Source organism: Pedobacter sp. MR22-3 (assembly GCF_026240075.1).
In the GTDB taxonomy this organism is placed as follows: Bacteria; Bacteroidota; Bacteroidia; order Sphingobacteriales; family Sphingobacteriaceae; genus Pedobacter.
In genome coordinates this window covers 469,803-483,970 of record NZ_JAPIVF010000004.1, presented here as the reverse complement: position 1 = coordinate 483,970, position 14,168 = coordinate 469,803, and the positions used below count along the sequence as shown (strand labels likewise).

General features: G+C 38.5%; 14 protein-coding genes. 4 read left to right on the top strand and 10 right to left on the bottom strand.

Annotated features, from left to right (window positions below; all coding sequences use genetic code 11):
• Window positions 1-74: 74 nt before the first annotated feature.
• From OQ267_RS11835 to hisG, 10 genes are all read right to left on the bottom strand, one after another.
• Window positions 75-974, bottom strand: a complete 900-nt coding sequence (locus tag OQ267_RS11835; protein ID WP_265836088.1) for a WD40 repeat domain-containing protein — start codon at window positions 972-974, stop codon at window positions 75-77.
• A gap of 113 nt (window positions 975-1,087) precedes the next feature.
• A complete protein-coding gene (hisIE, locus tag OQ267_RS11830) occupies window positions 1,088-1,690 on the bottom strand; it encodes a bifunctional phosphoribosyl-AMP cyclohydrolase/phosphoribosyl-ATP diphosphatase HisIE (protein ID WP_265836087.1) in 603 nt (200 codons plus the stop codon).
• A gap of 41 nt (window positions 1,691-1,731) precedes the next feature.
• On the bottom strand, window positions 1,732-2,532 hold the full coding sequence (hisF, locus tag OQ267_RS11825) for an imidazole glycerol phosphate synthase subunit HisF (protein WP_265836211.1): 801 nt from the start codon (window positions 2,530-2,532) through the stop codon (window positions 1,732-1,734).
• 29 nt (window positions 2,533-2,561) lie between these two features.
• Window positions 2,562-2,960 carry an endonuclease domain-containing protein gene (locus OQ267_RS11820; RefSeq protein WP_265836086.1) on the bottom strand — a complete coding sequence of 133 codons (399 nt, stop codon included), beginning with the start codon at window positions 2,958-2,960 and terminating at the stop codon, window positions 2,562-2,564.
• A 161-nt stretch (window positions 2,961-3,121) separates the two neighbouring features.
• Complete coding sequence (gene hisA, locus OQ267_RS11815) at window positions 3,122-3,871, bottom strand: 1-(5-phosphoribosyl)-5-[(5-phosphoribosylamino)methylideneamino]imidazole-4-carboxamide isomerase (protein ID WP_088302061.1); 750 nt, start codon at window positions 3,869-3,871, stop codon at window positions 3,122-3,124.
• Between the two features lie 65 nt (window positions 3,872-3,936).
• On the bottom strand, window positions 3,937-4,545 hold the full coding sequence (hisH, locus tag OQ267_RS11810) for an imidazole glycerol phosphate synthase subunit HisH (RefSeq protein ID WP_088302062.1): 609 nt from the start codon (window positions 4,543-4,545) through the stop codon (window positions 3,937-3,939).
• A gap of 77 nt (window positions 4,546-4,622) precedes the next feature.
• On the bottom strand, window positions 4,623-5,756 hold the full coding sequence (hisB, locus tag OQ267_RS11805; protein WP_088302063.1) for a bifunctional histidinol-phosphatase/imidazoleglycerol-phosphate dehydratase HisB: 1,134 nt from the start codon (window positions 5,754-5,756) through the stop codon (window positions 4,623-4,625).
• Window positions 5,756-6,796, bottom strand: a complete 1,041-nt coding sequence (hisC, locus tag OQ267_RS11800; RefSeq protein WP_265836085.1) for a histidinol-phosphate transaminase — start codon at window positions 6,794-6,796, stop codon at window positions 5,756-5,758. The genes hisB and hisC overlap by 1 nt, the downstream gene beginning before the upstream one ends.
• Window positions 6,797-6,852: 56 nt before the next feature.
• Window positions 6,853-8,175 carry a histidinol dehydrogenase gene (gene hisD / locus OQ267_RS11795; protein WP_265836084.1) on the bottom strand — a complete coding sequence of 441 codons (1,323 nt, stop codon included), beginning with the start codon at window positions 8,173-8,175 and terminating at the stop codon, window positions 6,853-6,855.
• A gap of 59 nt (window positions 8,176-8,234) precedes the next feature.
• Window positions 8,235-9,086: an ATP phosphoribosyltransferase gene (gene hisG / locus OQ267_RS11790; RefSeq protein ID WP_265836083.1), complete on the bottom strand. Its 852-nt coding sequence runs from the start codon at window positions 9,084-9,086 to the stop codon at window positions 8,235-8,237.
• A 269-nt stretch (window positions 9,087-9,355) separates the two neighbouring features.
• Here hisG and OQ267_RS11785 point away from each other — a divergent pair, with 269 nt between their 5' ends.
• From OQ267_RS11785 to OQ267_RS11770, 4 genes are all read left to right on the top strand, one after another.
• On the top strand, window positions 9,356-10,921 hold the full coding sequence (locus OQ267_RS11785; RefSeq protein WP_265836082.1) for a L,D-transpeptidase family protein: 1,566 nt from the start codon (window positions 9,356-9,358) through the stop codon (window positions 10,919-10,921).
• Window positions 10,922-11,065: 144 nt separating this feature from the next.
• On the top strand, window positions 11,066-11,758 hold the full coding sequence (locus OQ267_RS11780) for an NUDIX hydrolase (protein ID WP_265818661.1): 693 nt from the start codon (window positions 11,066-11,068) through the stop codon (window positions 11,756-11,758).
• 67 nt (window positions 11,759-11,825) lie between these two features.
• The gene (gene prs / locus OQ267_RS11775; protein WP_265836081.1) at window positions 11,826-12,668 is read left to right on the top strand and encodes a ribose-phosphate diphosphokinase; all 843 of its coding nucleotides are present in this window, start codon (window positions 11,826-11,828) and stop codon (window positions 12,666-12,668) included.
• 17 nt (window positions 12,669-12,685) lie between these two features.
• Window positions 12,686-14,167: an ADP-ribosylglycohydrolase family protein gene (locus tag OQ267_RS11770; protein WP_265836080.1), complete on the top strand. Its 1,482-nt coding sequence runs from the start codon at window positions 12,686-12,688 to the stop codon at window positions 14,165-14,167.
• Window position 14,168: the final 1 nt, after the last annotated feature.

The following is a 14,168-nucleotide window of genomic DNA, read 5'->3' as shown; positions in this document are numbered from 1 at the left end:
TTATTTTTAATCAAACTTTAAACCCAGGGCAAAAAATGGATAAAACAAAATTCAGAAAGATACATTGGATAATCTTAATCCTCCATCTCCCAAACCATTACCTGCCTGTCATCACCAGTTGAAATCAAAAACTTTCCATCATTGCTCCAGATGATTTTATTGATGGAATGCGTATGACCAACCCCGGCTTTTTCTTGACTTAAAATTTTGTATAGTTTAAAGTTTTTAGCATCCCAAAGCTTAATGCTTTTATCCTGACTACTGGTCGCGAAATAGGGTAGGGTAGGATGAAAAGCAATATCATATACGGTAAACATATGCGCCGGAATGGTGTTAATCAATTCATAGCCAGGTAAGGTCCAAATTTTCAATTGTGCATCTCTGCTGCCAGAAATTAAATATTTTTTGTCTGGATGATAGGCCAAGGACGTTACCGGTAAAGCATGACCTTCCAGATTCTGTTTTAAACTATAATCAGCAAGATTGTAGATTTTAATTAAATGGTCTTTGCAACCAAAAGCAATTTCAGTTTCATCAGGCGAGATGGCAATTGCCCTGACAGTATCGTATGCGGCCTGAAAACGGTAAACTTCTTTAAAATCATTAAGCGACCAAACGGCTACTGATCCATCTTCCCCTGTAGTGAGCAGTTCGTTTTTACTTTTAACCGTTTGAATATTGAAGATGGGCTTGGTGTGGCCATTAATTCTGGCGATCACTTTTTCTTCCATTAAATCGTAAACACTGAAGGCGCCACTGCGTTCGCCAACAAAAAGCTGGTTGTTGTAATAATGGAGATAATAAACAGAGCTTTGGACAGGCATTTTCACCTTTACAAACGCCATTTCCGCTAACGACCATTCTACAACACCTTTATCATTACCTGCGCTAAAGAATGTTTCATTCTGATCTGAATTTGCCAGCGCATAAACAGGATTTTGATGGCCGGAAAGGTTTTTTATTTGTTTAAGCACTGTGTTATAGGTTACAGGTTAAAAGTTTTAGGTCAAAATGTAGATAGGTTACTAAATTTAGTATGCTTATTTCTTAAGCTAGTTACTTTTAACTTATAACCCGCAACATGTAACTATTGATGTCTCTTTTCTAAATTCTTTGCAATATCCTGAATAGACAAACCTTTTTCTTTCAATAAAAATAACAGGTGAAAAACTAAATCAGATGCTTCGCCAATCAATTCTTCTTCGCTTTCTGCCAATGCGGCAATAACGGTTTCTACCCCTTCTTCACCAACTTTCTGTGCAATTTTGTTTAAACCTTTGCTGCGCATCTTATTAATATAAGAGCCCTCAACAGGATTTTCGTATCGATCAGTAATGATATTTTCAAGTTCAAAAATGAAATTCTGATTAAAATCTGTTTTAAAACAGCTGCGGCTGCCAGTGTGGCAAGTGGGGCCAACGGCATCGGCCTTAATAAGGATGGTATCGTTATCGCAATCAACGTAAAGTTCCTTTACATAAAGAAAATTATTACTGGTTTCACCTTTAGTCCAAAGGCGGTTTTTAGCGCGCGAGAAGAAAGTGACCTTGCCTTCGGTTTGTGTTTTTTCCAAAGCTTCAGCATTCATATAGCCTAGCATTAAAACTTCAAGCGTTTTATAATCCTGAATAATGACAGGAAGTAAGCCAGCTGTTTTATCCCAATCAAGAGATTGTATATCGATGTTCATTTTTATGATGTTGCCTCGCAATGACGAGTGTATTTTATAATTTATAATCTTACGGGGATTCCATGTCCTCGCAACTCTTTCTTTAAATCAGGTATTAAAATTTCGCCGTAGTGAAATACGGATGCTGCTAACGCTGCATCTACATTGGCTTTTTGGAAAACTTCTGTAAAGTGTTCCATACTGCCTGCGCCACCTGAGGCAATGATCGGGATGTTAATCATTTGGTTAATTTTACCAAGTAATCCACAATCAAATCCAGCTTTTGTGCCATCATGATCCATGGATGTAAGCAAGATTTCTCCTGCACCCAAATCTTCCGCCTGCTTAATCCAGTTTTCAGTTTCCAGTTCTGTGATTAATCTTCCGCCATTGAGGTGAACCATATTTCTGCCCTCCACATATTTGGTGTCTACTGCCAAAACCACAAACTGAACACCAAAAGCTTTGGCCAGTTCTTCAATAAGTTTTGGATTTCTCACTGCTGCAGAATTGATGCTGATCTTATCAGCACCAGCATTTAGTAAAGCCTCTGCATCTGCAATTTCAGTAATACCGCCACCAATAGTGAAAGGAATATTGAGCTGGCGTGCAACAGATTTTACCATTTCAATCATCGTTTTCCTACGTTCGTGAGTGGCGGTAATGTCTAAGAAAACCAACTCATCAGCACCTTGTTGTGCATATTGAGCCGCTAATTCTACAGGGTCGCCTGCATCGCGTAAATCAACAAAGTTGACACCTTTTACTGTGCGGCCATCTTTAACATCTAAACAAGGAATTATTCTTTTACTTAAACCCCCTCCGCCCCCTAAAGGGGGAACTGTAAATTGCTCAGCCTGCATGGCTTTATTTATTTTGTTCAAAACAATGTCTATGTTTTATAAATTTCTTGGTTTTTAAATCTGATAACCTTTATTCCAAAAGCTTCAATTGCTGCCTGTCTTTCTAAATCATTCTCAAAAATTTCTTTTATATTGTGGATGCTGCCATCTAATTCAATGATTAATTTTTTCTCATGACAATAGAAATCAGCAATAAAGGAAGAAATTGGATGCTGACGTCTAAATTTTACACCTAGTTTCTTTTCTTTGAGATGTTCCCATAATATTTTTTCAGCATCTGTAACCGTATTTCTTAACTTCTTGGCGTTTTCAAAAATGATGCTCGAAGCACCATAAAACATTTTTGGTTCATTGACTTGCAAAAAATCAAGATCATCATCAATTAAACCCCAATTTTTTACATTAGGCTTTGTCTTTTCGTTGCTCATCCTTTATTAAATATAACTATTATGCGAACAGACATTTTAACCTTACATTCCAACTCGTTTGTAACTCTTAATTTCCTTAAGTTCTATCGCACCAAATGTTATGGTACTATCTACTCGCCTTTCCACCATGCTATTAGCTCCTCCTTTAGGGGGCTGGGGGGTTATATACTACTCAATGCTTTCAAATTCCATTCTTTAATTTCTTCAATAGTAATCCGATCCTCATAAATGGCTTTTCCAACCACCACACTTCTAATCGGATATTTAGCCAATTCATAAATATCTTCCATAGCACTTACACCACCTGAAGCAATTAATTTAATCATTGGAGAATGTTCCAGCAGTTTTTTATACAATTCAACAGCGGCACCACCTAATTTCCCGTCTTTGCTGATATCCGTACAAAGAAAACGGAAGAAACCCAATGCCAGGCATTTATCTACATAATCCATTAGCTTGATTGGCGAACTTTCCATCCAGCCCGAATACTTAATCACTTCGTCCAGCACATCGATAGCGATTACAATGCGGTTGGCATAATCATCTTTCTTGGCGAAAGCTTCACTTAATTGCTGTAAAAAATCGGGATTGGTAATGGCCTGTGTACCTACGATTACCCGGTGAATTCCGGCGTCGAGCAAATTGGTAACCTGCTCAATGGTACGGATACCACCACCATACTGTACCTTCATTTCGGTTTTCTTAATGATTTCAAATAGTGATTTCTGATTGCTAAAATCACCCTTAGCACCATTTAAATCAATAATATGAATGAAATCTGTTCCGTTTGAACGGTATTTTTCTATCATGTCGGCAATAGAAACATCATACTCAGTTTTCTGATTGTAATCACCTTCACGAAGGCGGACAACTTTTCCATCCAGAATATCAATAGCAGGAATTATGTACATTTTCTTAAGTTAAAAGTTAAAGGTTGAAAGTAAAAAACTAATATTCAGGTTTTACAAACTCAAATCTAAATATAAAAGTCTCCTCCACTCAAGTTTGAAAAATTTTTTAATATCTGTTCGCCAGCTTTACCCGACTTTTCGGGATGAAACTGAACGCCATAAAAGTTATTTTTTTGTACTGCTGCCGAAAATTTTAATCCATAATTTGCGGAGGCGATGTCAAAAATAGGGTTATATTCAATAAAGTACGAATGAACGAAGTAAAATTGTGCATTATCTTCAATCCCCTCAAACAGGGAATTGTTTTTATGCTGCACAGCATTCCAACCCATATGTGGAATTTTGATATTCAGCGACTTATCAAACTTTCTGGTTTTTACCGGGACAATGTCCAACAAGGCAACGTCACCTTCTTCTGAATGTTCGGTAATCAGCTGCATGCCTACGCAAATCCCTAAAACAGGTTTAGCCAATGCTTTTATCGCTTTGATTAATCCGGTATGCTTTAATTTTTCCATCGCCGCACCAGCGTGACCAACGCCAGGGATAATAATGTGGCTATATTTTTCAAGGTCGGTTTCTGTATTTACCATGCCGTAGTTCACATTTAAGCGGTCTAATGCAGCAGTAAGAGAGAAAATATTCCCGGCACCGTAGTTTACTATTCCAATCATATTCTTAGGATTAAAGAATAAAGAACAAAGAATAAAGACAATCAGTCATTGTTCCTTGTTCATTTCTCCTTGTTCGTTTACAAAAGCCCCTTTGTACTTGGTAATACCATTTTTTCTGCATCACGTTTAATGGCCATTTTAATCGCCTTAGCAAAGGCTTTAAAGATAGCTTCAATTTTATGATGTTCGTTATCTCCTTCAGCTTTAATATTTAAATTACATTTTGCCGCATCGCTGAACGACTTAAAGAAGTGATAAAACATTTCTGTAGGCATATCGCCCACTTTTTCTCTTTTAAACGCGGCATCCCAAACGATCCAGTTACGGCCACCAAAATCAATGGCTACCTGCGCCAGGCAATCATCCATTGGCAGGCAGAAGCCGTAGCGTTCAATGCCAAGCTTATTGCCCAAGCCTTTGGCGAAAGCTTCACCAAGTGCTATTCCGGTATCTTCAATGGTATGATGTTCGTCAATGTGCAGGTCGCCTTTGGCAATCACTTCCATATCCACACTTCCATGTCTGGCAATCTGATCCAGCATGTGGTCGAAAAAGTTCAGGCCAGTTTCAATTTTGGCTTTTCCAGTCCCATCTAAATCCAAATTAATTACGATATCCGTTTCATTTGTTTTACGTATGTGGTTAATTTTTCTGCTTCCTGCCTTCAACAGGTTATAGATATCTTCCCATTTTTTGGTTTCCAGTACGATAATATCAAGCAAAGTTTCATGTTTGTCCAAGGCCTCGGTAGATCCTAACGCATCATTTTGACGGAGAAAAATTGCTTTTGCGCCAAGATTCTTCGCCAGCACCACATCATTTAAACGATCTCCGATAACATAAGAATTTTTTAAGTCGTAATCTTCACTAAAATATTTTGTTAACAAAGCGGTACCTGGCTTCCGGGTAGGTGCATTGTCTTTGGCAAATGTTCTGTCGATCACAATCTCACTAAAGTTCACACCTTCGCCGGCGAAAGTGTCCAACATGAAATGATGGATCGGCCAGAAATTCTCTTCCGGATTTGATGGTGTTCCCAGTCCATCCTGGTTCGTTACCATCACCAGTTCATAATCCATTTCACTGGCTATTTTCGACAAGTAATAAAGCGAGCGCGGATAAAATTTTAACTTTGCAAAACTATCTACCTGCTCATCATCCGGTTCAATGTTTAACGTCCCATCCCGGTCAATAAATAATACCTTTTTCATTATAGATTTTTTAGCACATTTAACAATTTATCATTCTCCTCTTTTGTGCCCACCGTAATCCTTAAACACCCTTCGCATAAGGTTACTTTTGATCGGTCGCGAACGATGATTCCCTGGTCAACTAAAGTGTCGTAAATTTTCTTTGCTTCAGTAACTTCTGCCAAGACAAAATTAGCATCGGATGGGTAAACTTTTGTGACAATTTTTAGTGCATTCAGATCAGCAGAAAGTCGCTCTCTTTCGGCAACAGAAATTTTGATCCAATCGTTCACCTGACTGATGTTTTTTAGTGCTTCAAAAGCTAAATCTTGAGTAGCCTGATTGATGTTGTAAGGTGGTTTGATTTTGTTCAAAACATCGATCACTTTTCTGGAAGAAAATGCCATGCCCAAACGCAAAGCTGCGAGTCCCCATGCCTTTGAAAAAGTTTGTAAAATGACCAGGTTTGCGTACTCCGTTAATTCCTGAATAAAGGTCTTTTGACGGGCGTAATTAATGTATGCTTCATCCACTACAACCAAGCCCTTAAAGTTGGTTAAAATGGTTTCAATATCTTCGCGATTGATTGAATTTCCTGTTGGATTATTGGGCGAACAAATGAAGATTAATTTTGTGTTTTGATCAATCGTTTCTGCAATTTTTTCCATGTCCAACTGAAAGTTCGGAAGCAGGCTTACTTTACGGATTTCCACATCATTTATATTTGCAGAAACTTCATACATCCCATAGGTTGGTGGAAGTATAATCACATTGTCTTTTCCCGGGTTACAAAAGGCACGAAACAATAAATCAATGGCCTCATCACTACCATTTCCTAAAAAGGTGTTTTCTATCGGTACACCTTTAATTTTACTGATGGCATCCTTTAGATCCAGCTGCAAAGGATCTGGGTAGCGGTTGTAATTGGCGGGTAGGGGAGAACCGTAACTGTTCTCGTTGGCATCTAAAAATACGGATGCCTGTCCTTTAAACTCATCTCTGGCTGTAGCGTATGGCTTAAGGTTTTTTATATTTTCTCTTACTAATTCGTTAATGTCCATGTTAGTGGTTTACTTCGGTTTGATTACACTGATGATGTGATTACACAGATTTTTTATTATGCTTTGTTGGCTTCAGACTTTTTACTTCCGACTCCGGACTCAAAATTCAATCTAATACTTACGGCATTCTTATGCGCATCCAGGCCTTCTGCAGCTGCCAGTGTTTCAACAGTAGTGCCAATGCTGTTTAAGCCCTGGTTTGATAAATGCTGAAAGGTTATTTTTTTAACAAAGGCATCGAGTGAAACACCAGAATAAGCCTTTGCAAAGCCGCTGGTAGGTAGAGTATGGTTGGTTCCGGAAGCATAATCACCTGCGCTTTCTGGTGTAAGGTTTCCTAAGAATACTGATCCGGCATTGATAATAGATGGAATAAGGCTTTCGAATTGATCAGTAGCCAGAATTAAATGTTCCGGGGCATATTGATTGGAAAAATCCATAGCTGTCTGTAAATCAGCGGTAAGTATAGCATAAGAGTTGGCTATTGCTTTCATTGCAATTGCTTTTCTAGGTAATGCAGCTAGCTGATTTTCAATTTCTTTTAACGTATCAGTTATGATTTCATTTGAGGTAGAAACTAAAATTGCCTGACTATCAATACCATGTTCAGCTTGTGCAAGTAGGTCTGCGGCAACAAATGACGGATTGGCAGTCTCGTCAGCAAGTACTAAAACCTCAGAAGGGCCGGCTGGCATATCAATAGCTACCCTATTTTGAACCATGGTTTTAGCAGTAGTTACATAGCGGTTACCTGGTCCGAAAATCTTATATACCTGCGGAATGCTTTCGGTTCCAAATGCCATTGCAGCTACTGCCTGAGCACCTCCAACAAGGTATATTTTGTTAATACCCAAAAGTACCGCACAGTAGGCCAGATAGCAATTGGTTTTGCCGTCGCTTTGGGGTGGTGAGCAAACAATAATCTCCTTACATCCTGCAATAATTGCTGGTGTGGCAAGCATTAAAAAAGTACTGGGTAAAACAGCAGTTCCTCCTGGTATATAAAGGCCAACCTTTTCAATGGCCCTGGCTTCACGCCAGCAAACCACGCCAGGCATGGTTGCCACCTTATCTTCAGTTTTCAATTGCGACTCATGAAACACCTTAATATTTTGATAGGCAATATTAATTGCTTTTTTAGCTTCATCCGGAATAGTAGAAGCAATCAATTCCAATTCTTCAGCGCCTAAAAAAAGTTTTTTAAGCACAACCCGGTCAAAGGTTTCTGCAAAATTAATCAGTGCTTGATCACCATCTTTTTTTACCGTTTCAATGATGTTTGCAACGCGCTCTTCAATCAATTTATCGTCCTCAATTTGTCTGGAACACAATTCCTCAATTTTTGATTTAGATAAATCTGTATAATTATAGATTTTCAATTAATTATGTTTTTAAATTAACTATTAGTTAATGTTTTTTGGTGTGATTTTGACCTGTTTTAAGTGATGATTTTCTCAATTGGCATCACTAAAATTCCTTCTGCGCCTGCAGCTTTCAGGCTGTTAATTTTATCCCAGAAATCTTCTTCGGCAATTACAGAATGAACAGCAACCCAATCCGGTTCAAAGAGCGGAACAACCGTTGGACTTTTAACACCTGGTAATAAATCGACCACTTTTTGAAGGTTATCTTTTGATACATTAAGTACAACATATTTATTTGATTTTGCACTTAATACCGAGCGGATTCTCTGAAGCAATTCTGCTACTTCGGGGTTGTCGGCAATTGATTTATTTCCGATTAAAACGGCCTCCGATTGCATCACATCGGCGAAGGGTTTTAGACCGTTGCTTTTCAATGTTCCGCCTGTAGAAACGATATCAAAAATGGCATCGCTTAATCCTAAACCCGGACCAATTTCTACCGAACCGGAAATGGTTCTGATATCAGATTTTATTCCTTTTTCCTGTAAGAATTTTTCGAGAATCACCGGGTAAGAAGTAGCGATTGCTTTGCCATTTAATTCTTCCAGATTTTGAATGTTACTGGTGGCTTGAACTGCAATTTTTAAAGTACATTTTCCAAAGCCTAATTTTTGTAAATAACTTACTTCAGCTTTGGTTTCTACGATAACATTTTCCCCAACAATACCCAGATCGGCAATGCCATCCTGTACGTATTCCGGAATATCATCATCACGAAGAAAAAGTATTTCTAAAGGGAAGTTGGTAACAGTAGATATCAGGGAGCTTTTGTAGTTTTCGAATGAAAGGCCACAATTTTTTAATATTTCTACGGATTTTTCGTTTAGTCTACCCGATTTCTGGATAGCAATTTTAAGTGTTTTCAAAGTATTGAATATAGAGTGAGCAAGAAATAATTTTACGGAAAAAAAGTTTTGAAGTACAAAACAAACATATCATATCGCCTAACGGCGATGGTGCAAATGTAAGTGATGGTTCAAAGTTAAGTTCATAAATATATTTCTGCCAATATCAATGCTTTAGCTGACTAGCGCTGGCAAATATAACGTTTGCATCTGTAAATCAAAAAATAATGGCACTTAATTTGCCATTTAGCCTTTAGATAATTAAATCTGTTGAACTAACTTATTACGTGTTGAAAAACTTTCGCTTTCTAATCATTCCCTTTATCATATCTGTTTCGGCCTGTAACTGGTTTAAATCGCCACCTGAAATTGGAAAAGTGTTATCTGAACACTTTAAAAACAAGATTTACAAAGATTTTGATACCATAGCATATGATAGCGTTTTTGTTAAAACGATGGATAGTCTTGATCAGGGTTTCATCAATCCAAAGACTATTAGAGCTTTTTACCTGGAAAACCATGGGTCGCCGGAATTGGTTACAAAATTCTACACTAACGGGGAACTGGATTCGCTGACCGCTTATTTGGACAACAGCAAAGTACATGGTTTTAATCCAGAACTTTTTAAAGTTAGCCAGATTAAGGCGCTGCTGAAGCAGCTTTCTGACAACAAGTTTAAGAAAGTAGACGAAAGTTACCCTGTGATTGCCCGTTTGGAGTTACTTTCTGCAAATGCATATTTAAACTACAACAATTTCCTGAAGTATGGTGTAGTGAATCCAAGGAGTATCTTTTCCAGGTACTATATTAAAGTGAAGCGACCAGATAGCGCAGGCATGATCAGGCTGCTTTCTTCTAAGAACATGCTCGATACCTTAAGGGAAGTGCAACCTTCATCTATACAATATAAGGGGCTTCAAAAGGCTTATCTAAATACAATTGATGAGGCTGAAAAGCGGATATTGCTGGTGAATATGGAGCGTTTTCGCTGGAAAATGCCTGAAACCGGATCCAATTATGTACAGGTTAATATTCCTGATTTCAGGCTTACCTGGTTTGATAAAACAGATACAGTTATTAGTATGAAAGTTTGTGTGGGCGGCAAGCGCGAAAATGGGTATGAAGATAAGCAGAAAGCCTTCGCTAAATCGGGCAATTTAGATGATAAACCGAAGAATCATGAGACCCCATTATTGTTCAGTAAAATTAACTCTATTCAAGCTAATCCGGTATGGAATATTCCGGTAAGTATTGCGCAGAGCGAGATCTATTGGATGGCTAGAAAAGACCCTTATTATTTGTCGAATAGTAACATCAAAGTTTACTATAAAGATAAGCTGATTGGTGAGCCTGATACGATCAACTGGAGCCGGTATTCAAGGGATAAATTACCCTTTAAATTTAAGCAGGGATCAGGTGGTGGAAATGCCCTGGGAAAGTTTAAATTTATCTTTGATAACAGTTCCAGTATTTACCTTCATGATACGAATAATAAAAATGGTTTTAACCTTAGTAACCGGGCCATTAGCCACGGTTGTGTGCGGGTAGAAAAACCGTTAGAATTTGCTGAAAAATTAGTAGGTGATACTTATACTTATGATAAATTAAGGGCAGAAGTAGATTTGCCACCCGTAGACAGTAGTCACATCAAATGGTATAAAAAGAGGATGGCCGCAAAAGCTGATACTTCAAAGGCATTTCAATTAAAACCAGCATGGTTCGGGCCCAAAAAACAAGTTCCAATTTTGATTACTTATATCACTGCCTGGCCGCAAAATAATAAAATTGAATATCGTCCGGATGTTTATCAGATGGATATGAAACTTTGGGGAGCGATGAAAAAGTTTAGGTTATAAGCTAATCGACGTATTTGCAGTTATTTTAATTTTATTAATCTGTTTTATGAGTACACTTAGTTTGGCTGATTTATATTAATGACCAGGGCAGTTCTCTGAATTATGAAATTTCTTAACTTTGTGTTGTTTTTACACAAATAAGGGATGATCGATCAAAATATTAAAATCGCTGTTGATGCCATTGTTTTTGGCTATGAGAAGGGGACGCTTTACGTACTGACGGTACAGCAGCGTTTTGGTGAACTGGCAGATAAATGGGTATTGCCCGGCGGTTTTGTTAAAGATGAGGAGCCTTTACTGGCAGCTGTGGAGCGAGAGCTTAAAGAAGAAGCAGGGATAAATGTAAATTACCTTGAACAGTTGGGTACCTTTGGAGATGACATCAATCGCGATGATCGGTTCAGGGTGGTTTCTGTCGCTTATTTTGCTTTGGTAAATCCTCAGAACTTTGTTTTAAAAGCAGATACAGATGCAAAAGATGCGAAATGGTTTCCCTTAAACCAGCTACCGCAATTGGGATACGACCATGATGAAATGGTTAGACTGGCGCATCAGCGCTTAAAAAGTAAATTAACTTATCAGCCTATCGGGTTCGACCTCCTGGATCAGGAATTTTTATTCTCAGACCTTGAAAATTTATATTGTTCCATCCTGGAAAGAGATATCGACAGAAGAAATTTCAGAAAAAAAATTCTCAGTTTTGAAATTGTTAAAGAAACAGGAAAGGTAGTGAAAATAGGAGCTAGTGGCCGTCCAGGCAAGCTTTTTACATTTGATAAGCCAAAATATAATCAACTTTCAAAGGATAATTTCCAGTTTGACATTAGGTTTGCGTAAAATAAACACAAATTATTTTTTGGATTTAAAAATCATTTCTATATTTGTGTAAATAATACGCAAATATATGATAAATTTAGATCCGGATTTTACTCCGCTAGGCGAAAACAACGCCATAAGCTACAAATCTTTCCTGTTTGCAGGTGGCGAACCACACATTAAAATTGCTGACGATTTCGATAAAGATGCGCCGGTAACCATTACGCAAAGAATTAATTCTTTCCATGATTTAGGTCTGATCTGTATTACAGTTGATGCCCTGAAGCGAATGGGCGTGAAGGAAATTCACCTTTATATTCCATACTTCCCGGCAGCGAGACAGGATCGGGTGATGATTCCTGGTGAGCCATTATCCGTAAAAGTATATGCAGACATCATCAATGCATTGGCATTGGCCAGCGTTACCGTCTTCGATCCGCATAGCGAAGTTACACCAGCATTGCTTAACAACTGCATTACCATTTCCAATCATGAATTTATTAGGCAAGTGATTGCTAAAATCGGATCAGAGGTGAAACTTATCTCACCTGATGGTGGCGCACTGAAGAAAATTTATAAAGTTTCTGAGTTTTTAGGTGGTGCTGAGGTAGTAGAGTGCTCTAAAAGTAGGGATGTGAAAACAGGGAAACTTTCCGGCTTTAAAGTATATGCTGAAGATCTTAGTGGTGCCGATTGTCTGATTGTAGATGATATCTGCGATGGTGGTGGAACATTCAATGGCTTGGCTGAAGCACTTCAGGCAAAAAACGCAGGCAAGCTTTACCTGGCCATAAGTCATGGTATTTTTAGCAAAGGCTTTGATGACCTGAGCAAATACTTTGAACAAATTTTTACAACGGATTCAATCAAAAGCGTGGAACATGCTGGCGTAACACAAATCAAGTTGCAAGATCTTAGTCAAAATCAGTAAACATTAAATCCTATCACATGAAAAGCAAGGTTATTCACGGCGCACTATTTGGTTTAGCGGTTGGCGATGCACTCGGTGTACCCGCAGAGTTTAAATCAAGAACCTATTTAGCAGAACATCCGGTAAACGGAATGGAAGGCTTTGGAACCCATAACCAACCTGCTGGAACCTGGAGTGATGACAGTTCGCTAACCTTTTGCCTGGCAGAGAGCCTTTGCTCTGGTTACAACTTGCAGGATATGGCCCGGAAATTCCTTCAGTGGTATCGTGCGGAGATCTGGACACCACATGGTGAAGTATTTGATATTGGCATTGCAACCAGTAAGGCCATCAATGAAATTGCCAAAGGCACCGATCCGGTTTTGTGTGGCGGTAATCGCGAAGCAGATAATGGAAATGGTGCTTTAATGCGGATTTTACCCATGGTATTTTATTTCCGCCATGAAGCTGATCTTCAAACGATCTATGAACGGGTTAAAGAAGTGTCTGCTATTACTCATGCACATTTCCGCTCTGTTTTTGCCTGCTTTATTTATGTGGTTTATGGTTTGGAATTATTAAAAGGCTGTGATAAAAAAGTGGCTTACCAGAATATGCAGGCGGCAGTTAAGCGGTTTGTTGAAAAAAATGCTTTTGAACCCAAAGAAATTGATCTTTTTAAACGGGTTTTAGATGGTGATATTTCAACAATTGCTATGGCCGAAATTTCTTCAACTGGTTATGTTTTGCACAGTTTGGAAGCCAGTTTATGGTGTATTCTTACCACACAATCTTACGAAGACGCGGTGCTGAAAGCAGTTAACTTGGGTGAAGATAGCGATACCACGGCTGCAATTGCCGGCGGACTTGCAGGTTTAATCTATGGTTTTGACGGTATTCCGGAGGAGTGGATAAATGTTTTGGTAAAGCGATCAGGTATTGAGAACCTTTGCAAGGAACTGGAAATGAAGCTGATGAAAAGTCAGAAGTATACCGTTTCTGCCATTAAAGAGACTGATGAATTCTTTTTCTTTTGGGAACATCATGTGTCGAATGATGGAATGCTCACCAAATCCTGTTTAACCCAATGGTGGGATGCTCCTTTTCTAGTGGATCAAGTTGAATATAAAACCGCTGAACATTGGATGATGAGCAAGAAAGCAGCATTGTTTAATGATCAAATTACATTAGCCAAAATTTTATCGGCGAACTCGCCGGAAGAAGTTAAAAACCTGGGCAGGCAAGTAAGTAATTATGACGATGCCATCTGGTCTGAAAACAGATATGAAATCGTAAGAGAAGGCAATTTTCATAAATTTAGCCAGCACAAAGTGTTAGGTGATTATTTGATCAATACGGGGAAGAAGATCTTGGCAGAAGCAAGTCTGGTGGATTTCATTTGGGGAATTGGATTACCAGAAGAACATCCCAATGCGAAGAATCCGGTTAGGTGGAAGGGATTAAATCTTTTAGGTTTCGCATTGATGGAAGTGCGGGATAAAATGAAACTTAGTTTATAAT